Source organism: Microbacterium sp. LjRoot205 (assembly GCF_056175745.1).
Genome location: NZ_JBGFFH010000009.1, coordinates 77,985 through 92,969 on the forward strand (window position 1 = coordinate 77,985; position 14,985 = coordinate 92,969).

Below are 14,985 nucleotides of genomic sequence, written 5' to 3' on the forward strand. Positions count from 1 at the left end.
TATTGTCGATCGGTACGCCTCCGTAGCTCAGTGGATAGAGCGCCGGTTTCCGGTACCGTAGGTCGCAGGTTCGACTCCTGTCGGGGGCACACATGATGGGTTGCATGCGGAACGAGTGAGATTCGCACGCGGACCCGCAAACACGAGAGAAGCCGCCTGGGTTCAGGCGGCTTTTCTCGTTGGTGCTCTGCGCGACGTGAGCGCACGACACGAAGTCAGGCGTCGTCGGCCGTCACGGCGTTACCCCAGACCCAGCATCGGAACGTGGTCTCGCCGGCACGGAACTCGATACCTGCGGCCTCGGGTGTGGAGCGGGCGAGCTTGGCGTCCACACGAATGGCCTCCGGCCCGAACCGCACCCACGCGCGGACTGCACGGTATGGCTGCGGGTAGATGGTGACCGGCTGTTCTCGAAGTGCGAGTTCGCGGTCAGTCAGGGACTGGAGGGGTCCACATCGAGCGGCCGCGAGGATCGCCTGGTACTGGGATCGCATGTCGTAGTGAGCAGCGAGACGCTTGCTAGACCCCACGCCGGCTCCCTTCTCCGGCCTGAGTTCAGGGTAGCAACATTCGAAGCTATGTTCTATTCTGAACTCATGCGACCGACGACAGATCACCTCCCGGCCACCCTATGGATGGTCAATGACATCCCGTCGCGCATGGTCTTCGCCGGTCACCGATGGAGGGTGTCCGACACCCCTACGCGCCTACGCCACTCGATCTGGTCCGCATCGGCGACTCAGCATCACGGGCTCTATGGATGGCGCTTCCAGGGCACGAACGACGACGGGTTGTCGCTGGTGTTCGATGTCTTCAAGGGCGAGGACGGCTGGCACGTCCACCGCAGCTACGACTAGTCACGCGTGAACCGGCGCACCGGACACTGCTCGGACTGGTTCACTCGACGCTCCCGCTACGCGTTGACCGCGCACGGTCATCAGCTGTCCGAGCGTCGCGCCCCGAGCGAACGCGGCGCCGTGGTGTGACCCGGATCGGAGACATCACTGGGAGCGCCACTCACCGCCTATGATTCGTGAGATGCTGCGCAATCGTCGGCTGAAGGACGTCCACGGCCCCACACGCACCGCTCACGCTCCCACTCCTGCTGAGGCTGGGGGGGCTCTCCCCCAACCTGCGCGTCCTCCTGACGCTCGCGGCGGCGACCGTCGCTCTCGCCGGGGTGTACTTCACCCGAGAGGTGTTCGGGCCCGTCGCGCTCGCGATCGCGATCGTGGTGATCTGCGAGCCCCTCCGCCGACCACTCGATCGGCGCGGCCGGCCCCGGTGGGCCGGAACGACAGCCGTCATCGCCCTCGCCTACCTGATACTCCTGGCCATGGGCGCGTTGCTGTGGCTCGCGGGGACGCAGTTCGCTCGACTGATCAGCGACCTCACCTCCGAGGGCGGTCTGACCCGCGCCGCGGATCAGCTCATCTCTTCACTGCGGTCCCTCGGGCTGGACGCGGAGTCGTCGGACGCTGCGGCCTCGGTTCTCGATCCCGCGACGCTGCTCGCCGTCGCGCGAAGCGTCGGCGGCACAGCGCTCAGCGTGGCCACCGCGCTGTTCTTCGTGTGCGCGTACATCATCTTCATGGCCGTCGACGCCGCCCGTTACCGTCAAGCTCCCGTGCTCTTCGCAGCGAGCAAGGGTGCGACGATCGAGCGCATCGTGCGCCTCAACTCCGGCATCCGCAGGTACTACGTCGTGAACGCCACCTTCGGCGCCATCGTCGCGGTCATCGACGGGCTCGCGCTGTGGTGGATGGGAATCCCGGTTCCGATCGTCTGGGCGATCCTCGCGTTCGTCACGAACTTCATCCCCAACATCGGATTCATTCTCGGACTCGTCCCACCGGCCATCCTCGCGTTCATCGTCGGCGACTGGCCTCTGCTCCTGGGCGTCATCGCCGTCTACTGCGTCGTCAACGTCGTGCTGCAGGTCCTCGTGCAGCCCAAGTTCGTCAGCGACGCCGTCGACCTCAGCCTCACACTGAGCTTCCTCTCGGTGATCTTCTGGACCTTCATCATCGGACCGCTCGGAGCGATCCTGTCCATTCCGCTCACCCTGCTCGTGCGCACTCTGGTGCTCGAAAGCGACCCGAGCACGACATGGCTTCGGTGGCTCTCCGGTGACCGGAATGCGGTTCCTTCAGAGGAGCACCCCGCAGAGGAGAGACCTGAAACGAGACCCCGGCGTCAACGTTCCGCACGCGACCACCGATCAGGCGACCGCTAGGACACGGCCTCCGTCAATCGGATGCGCCGCTCCCCGGCGCTGCATCTGCGGCCGCTGCGTCCTCGTCCCGGCGTGGCTTGGCGCCCGCACCGGCGCCGAGCGAGATCGTCGAGAGCAATCCGAGCGACAGGAACCCCGCCGCCGTCCACGCGGCGAACCGGGTGCCGTCGGAGAACGCCGACTTCGCATCGTCTGCGATCTCGGCGGTCTCGGGCTGCGCCTCGAGCCCGCTGATCGCCGCGCCGGCGCTGTCGACGACGGACGACACGATCTGATCGCGCTGCTCGACCGGAAGCCCCCGTGCATCGAGTGACGATGAGAGGATCCCGGCCGTGCTCGTGAACAGCACGGTCCCGAGCACGGCGACACCGAGAGCAGCACCGAGCTGGCGCGACGTCGACTGGGTGCCCGACGCCGCGCCGCTGTCATCGACCGGCACGTCGGCGAGCACGACACCCGTCAGCTGAGCTGTGGCGAGGCCGACACCGAGTCCGTAGACGAAGAGGAACGGGATGAGGGGCACCCACGACGCGTCTGGGGCGATGACGAAGCCGACGCCTGCGACGCCGATGATCTCGGCCAGAAGTCCCGCCCGCACGACCCAGACCGGAGCGATCTTGCCGCTCGCCGCGCCCGCCGCGCCGCTGGCCACGAACGACCCGCCGGCCAGGGCGAGCAGCAGCAGGCCCGTCTGCAGCGCATCGAACCCCAGGACGAACTGCAGCCACAACGGCAGCGCGAGGATGATGCCGAACTCGCCCAGAGACACCACTGTCGCCGCTATGTTGCCGTTGCGGAACGACGGGATGGAGAACAGACGCAGGGCGAGAAGGGTCGACCTGCCGCGGCGCTCCCGGTGGACGCCCCACGCGATGAAGGCGACGAGGGCGACGACGGCCAGCGCGAAGGCGAACGGGATCGGAGACACGTCCGACGGCCAGGTCCAGTCGCCGATCTGCGGACGCTGGTCGACGAGCCACCACCCGTAGGTACGCCCCTCGATCAGACCGAACACGAGACTCGCCATCGTGATCACCGCGAGGATCGCTCCGACGACGTCGATCTTCGACGTCCGATCGCTGCGCGATTCGGCGACCGTGAGCAGCACCCCGATGATGATGACGATCCCGAGCGGGATGTTGATGCCGAAAGCCCAGCGCCAGGAGAACGCCGTCGTCAGCCATCCCCCGAGCAGAGGGCCCACAGCTGCCATACCGCCGATCGTCGAGCCCCACACCGCGAAGGCGATGCCGCGCTCGCGGCCTCGGAACGTCGCATTGATGATCGACAGTGTCGTCGGCAGGATCATCGCCCCGCCGACTCCCTGCGCGAGACGCGCGAGGATCAGCATCCCGCCGTCCGCTGCGAACGCCGCGAGCACCGAGGACGCCGCGAAGACGACGACGCCGATGAGCATCACGCGCCGTCGTCCGAAACGATCCGCCAGACTGCCGAACACGAGGAGCAGGGCGGCGAACACCAGCGTGTACGCCTCCTGCACCCACTGCACCTCGGTCGAGGTGATACCCAGATCGTCCACGATCGCCGGAATCGCCACATTCACGATCGTCGAATCGACGATGATCAGCGACACGGCGATGCTGATGAAGACCAGGCCCACCCAGCGCAGGCGAATGTAGCGTTCCATGACTACTAGCCTAGCTAGCAATTAGACAGGTGTCACGAATCTGTTCACCGCCTCTCAGCGGCAATCAGTCGGCGTGCGCCTCCACGGCCGGACGATCGACGATCCTCCGAACGCCACCCCTTGCGAGCATGAGCACGATGATGAGCGCGGTCACCTGCAAGAACCCACCCAGATACACGGCGTCACCGACGACCCACGCCACGATCTCGAGCACGAGGAACTTGCTACCGGGAAGGACGAGGAGCAACGCGGCGACGTTCAGCACTCTGACCCAGCGGCTGTGCGTTCCGCGGATGCGCGCCACGATGCGCTTCTTCACGTAGAGCACTCCCTCGAGCACGACCTTGAGCAGCACCGCAGTCAGCAGGGCGAGAAGGAATGACTCGGAGATGACCTCGGGGAACAGCTGGATGAAGACGCCGAGCACCACGAGGTAGACGAAGATGTCGACGAGGTCGACGGGACGGAGCCGCACGGCCTCATCGTAGCGAGGACTCGAACACGATTAGATTGTGCACAATCTAATCGTGTGCAATGCTTGAGAGATGGCCGTGACCGATGAGATGGTGTGCTTCTCGCTGTATTCCGCCGCCCGAGCGACGACGCAGGCCTACCGAGCCCTCCTCGCACCCTGGGGTCTCACCTACCCGCAGTACCTGGTGCTCGCGATCCTCTGGATGGAGGGCGAGCAGACGATCGGGTCGCTGGGAGACGCGATGCAGCTCGATTCGGGCACCCTCTCCCCCCTCGTGCGTCGCCTCGAGCAGGCGGGCTACGTGACCCGAGCCCGCAGCTCGGCCGATGAGCGGGTCGTCACGGTGGGGCTGACCGAGGCGGGCACGGCGCTGCGCACCGAGGTCGCGTCGGTCCACACGACGATCGCAGCCCTCGCCGGCATGCAGGACGACGACCAGCGTCACCGCCTGATCGCCGAGCTGCAGGAGCTCACCGAGCGGCTGCAGAAGACAGGCGCCACCCCGCACCCCTGACGCGCACACCGCGCGCCGACTGACCACAACCGGAAGGAATCCCCATCATGGAAGCTCTCTACACCGCCGAGGCCCTCGCCACAGGAGCCGGCCGCGACGGCCGCGTCGCCACGAGCGAAGGCAACCTCGAGCTCGACCTCGCCATCCCCAAGGAGATGGGCGGCAGCGGAGACGGCGCCAACCCCGAGCAGCTGTTCGCCGCCGGTTACGCCGCGTGCTTCCACTCCGCGCTGCAGTCGGTCGCCCGCACGCAGAAGGTGAAGATCACCGACTCGTCGGTCGGTGCCCGCGTGCAGATCGGATCCAACGGCGAGGGCGGTTTCGGGCTCGCCGTGCAGCTCGAGGTCGTCATCCCCGACCTCCCCCACGACCAGGCCCAGGCACTCGCGGACGCCGCCCACAAGGTGTGCCCCTACTCCAACGCGACCCGCGGCAACATCGACGTCGAGATCACCGTCACCGACGACTGATCCACCCCGAACATCCCCCATGATCGATCCCACGAGGAGACACAATGCGCGCACTCACCCATGACACCTTCGGCGATCCCGAACAGGTTCTGACCGTCACCGAACGCCCCACCCCCGAGCCCGGCCCGGGTCAGGTGCGGCTGAAGATCGTGCTGTCGCCGATCCACAACCACGACCTCTGGACCATCCGGGGCACCTACGGCTTCAAGCCCGAGCTGCCCGCGGCATCCGGCACCGAGGCCCTCGGCATCGTCGACGCTCTCGGCGAGGGCGTCGACAGCCTGGCAGTCGGACAGCGGGTCGCCACCGGCGGCACGTTCGGCGCCTGGGCCGAGTACGTGGTCGCGAACGCCGCAGGTCTCATCCCGGTTCCCGAGTCGCTCAGCGACGAGAGCGCGGCACAGCTCGTCTCGATGCCGTTCAGCACCATCAGCCTGCTGGAGTTCCTGGGGGCCGAGAAGGGCGACTGGATCGTCCAGAACGCGGCGAACGGCGCGGTCGGACGCATGCTCGCCCAGCTCGGCGCCGCTCGTGGCGTCAATGTCATCGGCCTCGTGCGCCGCTCGGCCGGCGTCGACGAACTCCGCGAACAGGACATCGAGAACGTCGTCTCGACCGACGACGACGGCTGGCGCGAGCAGGTCGCCGAGATCACCGGCGGCGCGCACATCGCCTTCGGCATCGACTCCGTGGGCGGATCGTCTGCGGGAGACGTGCTGTCGCTCCTCGGAGAGGGCGGCACACTCGTCGCTTTCGGCGCCATGAACTCGCCCACGATGGAGATCGCCTCGGGAGACGTCATCTTCAAGCAGGCGACCGTCAAGGGCTTCTGGGGCAGCAAGGTCATCCAGACGATGGATGCCGCCACACGCGGCGCTCTGTTCGGCGAACTCATCCAGCGCGTCAGCGACGGCACCCTTACCCTGCCGGTCGCCGGGGTCTTCGACGCCGCAGACGCCGCGGACGCTGTGCGTGCGAGCAACACCGCCGGCCGCGTGGGCAAGGTCCTTCTGCAGTTCTGATCTCGGCGAGGCGCAGGGTGTCCGGCATTACTTGACACCGGCAATTAATACCGCATACGCTGACGGTGACATCGAGATCGATCGAACACACCGGAGTGCGATGACCGACACACTGCGCCTCACCTGGGACGCCCCCGCCACCCAGTGGGAGGAGGCGACTCCACTCGGCAACGGCCGCATCGGCGCCATGTCATTCGGCGGATCGGACGGTCGCTATCAGCTCAATGACTCGACTATCTGGTCGGGGACACCCGACGGCCCCGCGCGCGCACTGCAGCACGTGCGCGCGAAGGGCGCCGGCCCCGAACGTCTCGCGGCGGTTCGCGAGGCACTCAGCGCCGGTGACGTGCGCATCGCCGAGGACCTCCTCATGGCCTTCGAGGGTCCCTACTCCCAGGAGTTCCTCCCCCTCGCCGACCTGCACGTCCGCGTGCACGAAGCCGATGAGGATGCCGACCTGTCCGCTCCGTGCCGCGTCCTCGATCTCGACTCGGCGACGCTCACCGAGACACTCCGGACCCCGAACGGGGACGTCATCCGTCGATCCTGGATCTCGGCTCCGGCACAGGTCCTGATCATCGAGCTCACCTCGACCGTCGAGTTCGCGGCGACCATCGAGCTGTCCACGCCCCTGCGCGGTCGCATCGTCGATGCGCACGATGCGCACGACGCCCTCGTCCTCGACGTCCAGGCGCCGATCGACGGCGCTCCACTGCACGAGGACTCGGTCGATCCCCTGCGCTACACCGATGACGACACCGAGTTCGATGCCTATGCGGCCGTCGCGGTGTCGCTCGACTCGGACGGCGAGGTGCGTCGAACCGGCGATCACCTCATCGTCCGCCATGCCCGCCGCCTGCTGATCGCCCTGTCCACATCGTCGCGCGCCGGGTCGTGGTGGGCCGACGCCGACGGGGACTGGCGGACCGCCTCTCGGGAGGCGATCCGGGATCGCGCACGAGCGAGAGCGGAGACCGCGGCTCAGCGCGACGTCTCCGCCCTCTTCGCCGAGCACGTCGCCGACCGGCGACGCATCACTCGGGCGCGATTCGCGATCGGCAGTCGGCGTGAGGGCGAGTGGAGCGTCGACCGCGATGTCCTTCACGGCTCCGACCCTCTGCTGCGCGCGACCGTCGCCGCCGAATTCGGGATGTACCTCCTCGCCTCCAGCTCTCGCGCGGGCAGCCCCGCCGCGAACCTGCAGGGCATCTGGAACGACCAGCTGCAGCCCGCCTGGTCGTCGAACTACACGATCAACATCAACACCGAGATGAACTACTGGGCGGCTCCGATGCTGCTCGACCCCGATGCGCTCGAGCCGCTCCTCGCGCTCGTCGAGCTGCTCGCACGCACGGGCACCGACACCGCGCGCGAGCTCTACGGGACGCGCGGGTGGGTCGCCCACCACAACAGCGACGTCTGGGGCTGGAGCCTGCCCGTGGGCGACGGCCACGGCGCCGCGAGCTGGGCGATCTGGATGATGGGCGGAGTATGGCTCACCCACAATCTGTGGGACGCGTACGAGTTCGGCGGAGACACCGAGCTGCTGCGCGCACGGATCTGGCCGGTGATGCGCGGTGCGGTGGAGTTCTGTCTCGACTGGCTCGTGCCGGGTGCCGACGGCCACCTGCACGCCTCCCCCTCGACCGCGCCCGAGAACTCCTACGTCGCCGCCGACGGCCGGCCGACTCCCCTCGGCCTGACCGCGACCTCGGACCTCAGCCTCATCGGCTCGCTGTTCGAGCGCGCACTCGTCGCGATCGATGCGCTCGGCCTCGACGATGCGCTCGAAGCCGAGGTGAGAGAGGCGCTCGCGGCTCTCGCATCCCTGCAGGTCGGCTCAGACGGGCGCCTGCTCGAATGGTCCGCGGAGGTCGAAGAGCACGAACCTCTGCATCGGCACCTCTCCCCCGTCGTCGGGCTGTTCCCGCTCGACCTGGTGACCCCCGAGCGCACCCCCGAGCTGTTCGACGCCTCCGTGCGACTGATCGACGCCCGCGGTCCCGGCGCGATGGGCTGGTCGTGGGCCTGGAAGGTGGCGCTGCGCGCCAGAGCACGGCAGGGCGAGGTCGCCGCCTCGCTGCTCGAGGAGGCACTCACCCCGTTCGACGGCGACGCCACCCGGCACGGCCCGGTCGACGGGTCGGAGTGGGGCGGCCTTCTGCCCAACCTGTTCAGCACGCATCCGCCGTTCCAGATCGACGGCAACCTCGGCTTTCCTGCCGCGATCGCCGAGATGCTCGTGCAGAGCCACGGCGGCACGGTCCGCCTGCTTCCCGCGCTCCCCCTCTCGTGGGATCACGGAGACGTCCAGGGCATGGCTGCGCGCCCCGGCCTCGTGCTCGACATCGCCTGGGTGGGCGGGCGGGTGACCTCCGGCATCCTCCGCAATCCCGGTGACCGCGACAGGCACGTCACCGTCTCGGATGGCGACCGGGTGGCGGAGATCCTGGTGCCCGCCGGCGGGCAGGTCGACCTCGCGCGTCACGGCTTCGGCTCTGTCGAGGCGGACGAGGCGGAGTCCCGTGCACGGTGAGACGCGTCTCATCGACGCGCCCACCACTCAGACCGAGCCCGAGGATTTCGACGTCTTCTGGGCGGACACGATCGAGAAGACCCGCAGCCGTCCCCTCGACCTCACCGTCACCGCGCACCCCACGCGCCTCACGCAGATCGACGTGTTCGACGTGTCGTTCCGCGGATTCGGCGGAACACCCATCCGCGCCTGGCTGCGCGTGCCGCACGGCACCGAAGGACCACTTCCGGGGCTGGTGCAGTTCTTCGGCTACGGCAACGGCCGTGGCCACGCACTGCGCGATCTGCGATGGGCATCGGCCGGCTACGCCCACCTCGTCGTCGACGCCCGCGGGCAGGGGCACGGCGACACCGACGACGACCACGCCGACGGCGGCCCCTCGGCCGGCGGTTTCCTCACCCGCGGCATCCGCTCGCGCGAGGAGTACTACTACCGCCGGGTCTATGCGGATGCCGTGCGAGCCGTCGACGCCCTCCGCACCATCGACCTCGTCGACGCCGAACGAGTCGGTGCGGTCGGGGCGAGCCAGGGCGGGGGGATCGCGCTCGCGATCGCCGGCCTCGTGCCGGACCTTGCCGCCGTGATCGTGCAGGCCCCGTTCCTCTGCGAGCTCGACCGGGCGGCGGTGCTGAGCTCCGAGCATCCGTACGCGCTGCTCACGCAGTACTTCGCCGACCGTCGCAATGACACCGCGGCCGCTCTCGAGACTCTTCGGTATTTCGACGGCATCACCCATGCGAAGCGCGCGAACGCCCCGGCGCTGCTCAGCACGGGACTCCTCGACGGCATCGCACCACCCGACACGGTGCTTCCCGCGTTCACCGCATACGGCGGCCCCAAGACCGTGGTGCTCTGGCCGTACAACGGACACGAAGCCGGCGGGGACCTCGACGAGGAGAACGCGCTGGAGTTCGCAGCCGAGCATCTCGGTGCGCGCGCGCCCGACCGCCTGGCGGCGGATTCGCTACGATAGCCGACACGACCCGAAGGACCCGATGGACCACGACACCGTAGCGCGTACCACCCTGATCCGCTCGGCGTCCGACGCGGGATCCCGGGTCTTCGAGACGATCCTGACGCGCAGCCCCATCAGCAGGATCGACATCGCCCGCCAGACCGGGCTGTCCCAGGCCGCCGTCACGAAGGCCGTCGCCCCGCTCGTCGCCGCCGGCCTCGTCGATGCACCGCCGGCCTCGCACCGCGACGGCACCCCCGGGCGGCCCGTGAGCCCGGTGTCCATCGTCCTCGACGCGATGGTCATGATCGGCGTCAAGGTCAACGTCGACGAGGTCATCGCCGTCGCCACGGACCTCGCGACCACCGTGCTGGCCAGCGAGCGCCGCGCCCTCCCCGCCGACGATCCCCGCACCGTGATCGAGACGATCTCCGAGATCGTCGATGCCCTCGAGACCCAGCTCGGGGCGAGCGCCTCGGCGATCGCCGGCATCGGCGTCGCCGTCTCGGGCGACGTCGACAGCTCCACCGGCATCGTGCGCGAGTCGAACATCATGGGCTGGGCCGATGTGGCGCTCGGAGACCTCCTGCAGGAGCGCCTTCCCTGGCCCGTCACCGTGGAGAACGACGTCCATGCCCTGACGATCGGCGAGCACTGGTTCGGAGTCGGTCTCGGCACCGCATCCTTCGCCATCGTCACGATCGGACGCGGCATCGGCAGCGGCCTGCACCTCAACGGCGAGGTCGTCAGCGGCGCGTTCGGCGTCGCGGGTGAGATCGGCCACCTGCCGCTCGCCGACCCGTCTCTCGTCTGCCCGTGCGGCCGCCGCGGCTGCGTCGAGGCGGCCGCATCGACGGGCGCGATCGAGTCAGCCGTATCGGCCGCCCTCGGACGCCCGATCGCCATCGATGAGGCCGTGGCCCTCGCCCATGCGGGCGACCCTGACGCCGATGCCGCGTTCCGAGAAGCCGCCCGCCTCATCGGCACGGCGATCGCCACCCTCGTGAACCTCACCGGCCCTGAGGTCGTCATCATCGGCGGAGAGGGCGTCTCCGACTTCGATCTCTTCGAGAAGACGCTGCACGATGCGTTCGACGCGCACGCGTTCGGCGCTGCGGCGCGCTGCCGCATCCTGACCCGGCCCCACACGTTCGAGGACTGGGCGCGAGGCGCATCCGCCGCCGCCATCCAGTCGCTCGTGCGCTGACCGTCGGCCACAGCTCTTCGACCGGAGGGAGCGGATGCCGTCGGCATCCGCTCCCTCCGCTGCGCATCCGCTCCTGCGACGGCCAGACGCAGAAGTGCGCGAGACGGATGATCCGTCCCGCGCACCTCATGGTCGATCAGAGTGCGTCGTATGCCGCCTGCAGCAGCTCCAGGTAGCGTGCGAGTCCGAGCCCCTCGATGTCGGCGACGTAGGCGTCCCACGCGGCGTCGTCTGCGATGTCGCGCTGTCCGGTGACGAACTCCGCCTGCGCCTGCGTGATGTAGGTGGCGATGTTCGTCTGCACCTCCGCGAGCTCGGCAGAGGTCTCGAGGTCGGGCCACAGCTTCTCGACCGGGAAGAGCACGCTCTCGTCGGGCGCGAACGGCTCGTACTCCTGCGTCGCATAGAGCAGACGTCGCTCGTAGCCGTCCGGCGTGTAGATGTCCTCAGGCACCACCTGCGCGTTGCGGAACTCGAGCGAATCCCAGTACTGCGACATCGAACGCCACGCGGCATTGGAGGTCTCGTCGTAGGTGACGGGACGGAAGGTCGGCTCGAGCTCCGGGTCGAGCGCGAGATCGCCCTCTTCAGCCGGCACCCAGGCCTCGCCCTCGGGCCCCATGGACGCGCGGATCTGCCCCTCGTCCGTGGCGAGGTAGTCGAGCAGCTTGATCGCCTCGATGCGCTCCTCCTCGGTCGACTTGTTCGTGAGGGCGAAGGTCCCCACCGGGTTCACGGGCGATCGCCAGGTGGCGAGCTGCGTACCGTCCGGTCCTGCGAGGGGTGCCACCGCGTCGTAGTTCTTGTCGCGACCGTCCGGCGAGTCCGCCGAGACGAAGACGTAGGGGTGCAGAGTGACGGCGGAGCCGAGGATCTGCGCATCCGCACTGTCGCCGAGCGCCTTCAGCGCGTCGCCGTTCTGAGTGAACGCCGCCGTGTCGAGCAGCCCCTCCTGGGCGAGCGAGGTGATGTACTCGAGCCCTGCGCGCCAGCTGTCAGAGGTGGCGTTCAGCACGACCTCGTCGCCGTCGAGCACGAGCGGCGGCGGACTGGAGGGCCCGCCGACGGGTGCATAGGTGAAGGCGTTCATCAGGTAGTTGATGATGGGCTCCGACGCCGATCCGCTCAGCGGCACCTCGTCGGCCGCGCCGTTGCCGTTCGGGTCCCCGTCCTTGAAGGCACGCAGCACCGTGCGCAGCTCCTCGGTGGTGGTCGGCTGCTCGAGTCCCAGCGCGTCGAGCCACGTCGTGTTCATCCAGAGCTTCGACGGGTAGCTGCAGTGGAAGCACTCGCTCCACTGGGTGATGGCGTAGATGTGACCGTCCGGCGCGGTGACCGACTGCTCCCAGTCGGGTTTCTCCTCGAAGCGCTTCTTGAGGTTCGGCGCGTGCTCGTCGATCAGGTCCTCCACGGGCATGAGCACGCCCTGCTGGCCGTATTTGAGGATCTCGTTGCGCGAGAATCCGTCGACCCACGGCACGAGGAAGTAGGCGTCCGGATAGTCACCGCTGGCGAGCGAGATCTGGCGCTTCTCTCCCGCGACGCTGCCGTCGTAGGTGGTGGTCTGCCAGTCGAAGTCGATGTCGAACTTCTTCTCGACCTCCTGTGTGAAGAGGTTGTCCTTGAGCGAGCCGTTCTCGCCCTGTGGGCCGAATGCGACCAGCTGGCCGTTGTCGTCGCTCGACGGGGTGCAGGCGGCGAGCGCCAGTCCCGTCGCGACGACGGTGACCGCTGCGATCGCCCCTCGTGTGATGCGGTGTGTCATTGCCGGAATCTCCTTTGACCGGTTCAGGTGTGCGGGTGTGTGTGGTGGGTCTGAGTGGGGTCTGATCAGCCTTTGACGGCGCCGACCATGATCCCCTTGCTGAAGTGCTTCGCGACGAACGGGTAGACGATGAGCATCGGGACCGTCGCGATGATCACGGTCGAGTACTTCAGCAGGTCTGCGAGCTCCCGGCGCTCGAGCTGTGCGGCGAGATCGCCACCGCCTCCGCCGTCGTTGAGGATGAGGATGCCTCGAAGCACCAGCTGCAGCGGCTGCAGATCGGCGTCGCGCAGGTAGAGGAGGGCGTCGAAGTACGAGTTCCACTGCATGATGGCGTACATCAGCGCGATGACCGCGAGGAGAGGCTTCGCGAGCGGCAGCACGATGGTCCAGAGGATCCGCAGTTCGCTCGCGCCGTCCAGCTGCGCGGCCTCGTACACCTCGTCGGGAATCGACGTCCGGAAGTAGACCATCGCGATGATCACCTGCCAGACACCGATCGCGTTGGGGAGGAGCATCGACCATCGCGTATCGAGCAGACCGAGCGACTGCACCACGATGTACATCGGGATGACTCCGCCCGAGAACAGCATCGTGAACACGACGCCTCCGGTGAGCGTCTTGCGGCCGAAGAGGTTGGCCCGCGACAACGGGTAGGCGATGGCGACGGTGCCGGCGACGCTGATGACGGTGCCGGCCACGGTGTAGAACACCGAGTTGCCGAATCCTCGGAGAATCGCCGGGTTGTTGAGCGCCTCCGTGTAGCCGCGGAGCGTGAACTCGACGGGCCAGAACAGCACACGCCCGGATGAGACCGCCTGGGGACTCGAGAACGAGCTGGCGACGATGTTCAGCAGGGGCAGGAGCACGACGAGCAGGAAGACCGTGAGCAGCAGGTAGGCGGCGATCACGAAGACGCGATCCGCGCGGGTCTCTTTGACCTTCACGCCGGAGGTCAGGGGGTCGCGTCGGCGCCGACCGCGTCCTCTGCCGGACGAGACGACGATCTCCTCGGTGAGGAGAGGCTGTTCTCTGATCACAGTGCTCACCACAACCCGCTTCCGGTCACTCGCTTGGATATGCCGTTGACGACGAGCAGCAGCAGCAGGCTGATGACGGCGTTGAAGAGCCCGATGGTGGCTCCGAGGCTGAAGTTCGCATTGAGGATGCCCGTCTTGTAGACGTAGGTCGGGATGATCTCCGAGGTCGAGAGGTTGAGCGCGTTCTGCAACAGGAACGCCTTCTCGAATCCGATCGCCATGATGTTGCCGACACCGAGGATCAGGATGATCGTGGCGGTGGGCAGGAGCGAGGGGAGGTCGACGTACCAGATCTTCTGCAGCCGCGAGGCGCCGTCGATCTTCGCGGCCTCGTAGAGGGAGGTGTCGACCGAGGCCAGAGCCGCGAGGTAGATGACGGCCGAGTAGCCGGTCGTCGTCCAGATGTCGGTCGCCACGTAGATGTGGCGGAAGAAGTCGGCACTCGCCAGCAGATCGACCTGTCCGGCACCGAAGAAGCTGAGAGTGCGCCCGAGGATCCCCACTCTCGGCGACAGCAGCAGGATCGTCATCGACACGATCACGACCGTCGAGATGAAGTACGGGGCGTAGGTCACGAGCTGCACGGTGCGTGTGAAGAACCGCAGCCTGACCTCGTTCAGCATGATCGCGAGGATGATCGGAAGAGGGAAGCTCGCGATGAGCGTGTACACGGCAAGGATGAAGGTGTTGCCGATCAGCTTCGGAAACACGGGATTGCGGAAGAGCGCCGTGAAGTTGTCGAACCCGACCCACGGGCTCCCCCACACGCCGTCGATGGGGTTGTAGTTCTTGAACGCGATCACGGCGTTGGCCATGGGCACGTATCTGAACACGATGAACCAGATGACGGGCAGTAACAGCAGCAGGTACAGCTGCCAGTATCGACGCAGACTGCGGGCGAACCGGGAACGTGCGTCGGTACGTCGAGGAGCCGGTGTCGAGACCTCGACCGGTGGTGCGTGCTCAGCACTGAGCTTCATGATCGCCCTCCCAGGGCAGGGTTACTTTACGACGTAATAAAATCACGTGCAGCGGAAAAAGTAAACGCCGACTTTCGCGGCGGAGATTTCTGCGGATCGCTTGCACGTCCCTCGCAAACGTGATTTATTGACGTTGT

The 14,985-nt window shown here is 67.5% G+C and carries 14 protein-coding genes and 1 tRNA gene; 9 read left to right on the forward strand and 6 right to left on the reverse strand.

Going from position 1 to position 14,985, the window contains the following annotated elements; translation table 11 throughout:
• The first annotated feature begins 16 nt into the window (after positions 1-16).
• Positions 17-89, forward strand: a tRNA-Arg gene (locus AC04ME_RS15975).
• A 126-nt stretch (positions 90-215) separates the two neighbouring features.
• Here AC04ME_RS15975 and AC04ME_RS15980 read toward each other — a convergent pair.
• Positions 216-530, reverse strand: a complete 315-nt coding sequence (locus tag AC04ME_RS15980) for a hypothetical protein (protein WP_228385686.1) — start codon at positions 528-530, stop codon at positions 216-218.
• 105 nt (positions 531-635) lie between these two features.
• On the opposite strand from AC04ME_RS15980, the gene AC04ME_RS15985 reads away from it, so the two are divergent.
• Together AC04ME_RS15985 and AC04ME_RS15990 are read left to right on the forward strand one after the other, a co-directional pair.
• The gene (locus AC04ME_RS15985) at positions 636-857 is read left to right on the forward strand and encodes a hypothetical protein (protein ID WP_475435969.1); all 222 of its coding nucleotides are present in this window, start codon (positions 636-638) and stop codon (positions 855-857) included.
• A 287-nt stretch (positions 858-1,144) separates the two neighbouring features.
• Positions 1,145-2,236, forward strand: coding sequence for an AI-2E family transporter (locus AC04ME_RS15990; protein ID WP_475436152.1), 1,092 nt, complete (start codon positions 1,145-1,147; stop codon positions 2,234-2,236).
• A 13-nt stretch (positions 2,237-2,249) separates the two neighbouring features.
• Here AC04ME_RS15990 and AC04ME_RS15995 read toward each other — a convergent pair whose 3' ends face one another.
• Together AC04ME_RS15995 and AC04ME_RS16000 are read right to left on the reverse strand one after the other, a co-directional pair.
• Complete coding sequence (locus AC04ME_RS15995; protein WP_079112622.1) at positions 2,250-3,884, reverse strand: MFS transporter; 1,635 nt, start codon at positions 3,882-3,884, stop codon at positions 2,250-2,252.
• Between the two features lie 64 nt (positions 3,885-3,948).
• Positions 3,949-4,359, reverse strand: coding sequence for a hypothetical protein (locus tag AC04ME_RS16000; RefSeq protein ID WP_475435971.1), 411 nt, complete (start codon positions 4,357-4,359; stop codon positions 3,949-3,951).
• A 70-nt stretch (positions 4,360-4,429) separates the two neighbouring features.
• On the opposite strand from AC04ME_RS16000, the gene AC04ME_RS16005 reads away from it, so the two are divergent.
• From AC04ME_RS16005 to AC04ME_RS16030, 6 genes are all read left to right on the forward strand, one after another.
• Positions 4,430-4,873: a MarR family winged helix-turn-helix transcriptional regulator gene (locus AC04ME_RS16005; RefSeq protein ID WP_194286023.1), complete on the forward strand. Its 444-nt coding sequence runs from the start codon at positions 4,430-4,432 to the stop codon at positions 4,871-4,873.
• Positions 4,874-4,920: 47 nt separating this feature from the next.
• Positions 4,921-5,343 (forward strand): organic hydroperoxide resistance protein, encoded by a 423-nt coding sequence (locus tag AC04ME_RS16010; RefSeq protein WP_042541872.1) that lies wholly within the window; start codon positions 4,921-4,923, stop codon positions 5,341-5,343.
• 44 nt (positions 5,344-5,387) lie between these two features.
• Entirely contained in the window at positions 5,388-6,365 is a 978-nt protein-coding gene (locus AC04ME_RS16015; protein ID WP_079112620.1) for a zinc-binding dehydrogenase, read from the forward strand.
• Between the two features lie 100 nt (positions 6,366-6,465).
• Positions 6,466-8,901: a glycosyl hydrolase family 95 catalytic domain-containing protein gene (locus AC04ME_RS16020; protein WP_475435973.1), complete on the forward strand. Its 2,436-nt coding sequence runs from the start codon at positions 6,466-6,468 to the stop codon at positions 8,899-8,901.
• Complete coding sequence (locus AC04ME_RS16025) at positions 8,891-9,874, forward strand: acetylxylan esterase (RefSeq protein WP_475435975.1); 984 nt, start codon at positions 8,891-8,893, stop codon at positions 9,872-9,874. Before AC04ME_RS16020 ends, AC04ME_RS16025 begins: the two co-directional genes overlap by 11 nt.
• Before the next feature lie 22 nt (positions 9,875-9,896).
• Positions 9,897-11,063, forward strand: coding sequence for an ROK family transcriptional regulator (locus tag AC04ME_RS16030; protein ID WP_475435977.1), 1,167 nt, complete (start codon positions 9,897-9,899; stop codon positions 11,061-11,063).
• A 136-nt stretch (positions 11,064-11,199) separates the two neighbouring features.
• Here AC04ME_RS16030 and AC04ME_RS16035 read toward each other — a convergent pair whose 3' ends face one another.
• From AC04ME_RS16035 to AC04ME_RS16045, 3 genes are all read right to left on the reverse strand, one after another.
• Positions 11,200-12,828, reverse strand: coding sequence for a type 2 periplasmic-binding domain-containing protein (locus AC04ME_RS16035; protein WP_475435979.1), 1,629 nt, complete (start codon positions 12,826-12,828; stop codon positions 11,200-11,202).
• A gap of 65 nt (positions 12,829-12,893) precedes the next feature.
• Entirely contained in the window at positions 12,894-13,877 is a 984-nt protein-coding gene (locus AC04ME_RS16040) for a carbohydrate ABC transporter permease (protein WP_231567638.1), read from the reverse strand.
• Complete coding sequence (locus tag AC04ME_RS16045) at positions 13,874-14,848, reverse strand: ABC transporter permease (protein ID WP_079112616.1); 975 nt, start codon at positions 14,846-14,848, stop codon at positions 13,874-13,876. The genes AC04ME_RS16040 and AC04ME_RS16045 overlap by 4 nt, the downstream gene beginning before the upstream one ends.
• Between the last annotated feature and the right edge of the window lie 137 nt (positions 14,849-14,985).

Coding starts and splice junctions, on each gene's coding strand:
- AC04ME_RS15985 (WP_475435969.1), top strand. CDS start 636: ATGGTCAATGACATCCCGTCGCGCATGGTCTTCGCCGGTCACCGATGG.
- AC04ME_RS15995 (WP_079112622.1), bottom strand. CDS start 3,884: ATGGAACGCTACATTCGCCTGCGCTGGGTGGGCCTGGTCTTCATCAGC.
- AC04ME_RS16005 (WP_194286023.1), top strand. CDS start 4,430: ATGGCCGTGACCGATGAGATGGTGTGCTTCTCGCTGTATTCCGCCGCC.
- AC04ME_RS16010 (WP_042541872.1), top strand. CDS start 4,921: ATGGAAGCTCTCTACACCGCCGAGGCCCTCGCCACAGGAGCCGGCCGC.
- AC04ME_RS16015 (WP_079112620.1), top strand. CDS start 5,388: ATGCGCGCACTCACCCATGACACCTTCGGCGATCCCGAACAGGTTCTG.
- AC04ME_RS16020 (WP_475435973.1), top strand. CDS start 6,466: ATGACCGACACACTGCGCCTCACCTGGGACGCCCCCGCCACCCAGTGG.
- AC04ME_RS16030 (WP_475435977.1), top strand. CDS start 9,897: ATGGACCACGACACCGTAGCGCGTACCACCCTGATCCGCTCGGCGTCC.
- AC04ME_RS16035 (WP_475435979.1), bottom strand. CDS start 12,828: ATGACACACCGCATCACACGAGGGGCGATCGCAGCGGTCACCGTCGTC.
- AC04ME_RS16045 (WP_079112616.1), bottom strand. CDS start 14,848: ATGAAGCTCAGTGCTGAGCACGCACCACCGGTCGAGGTCTCGACACCG.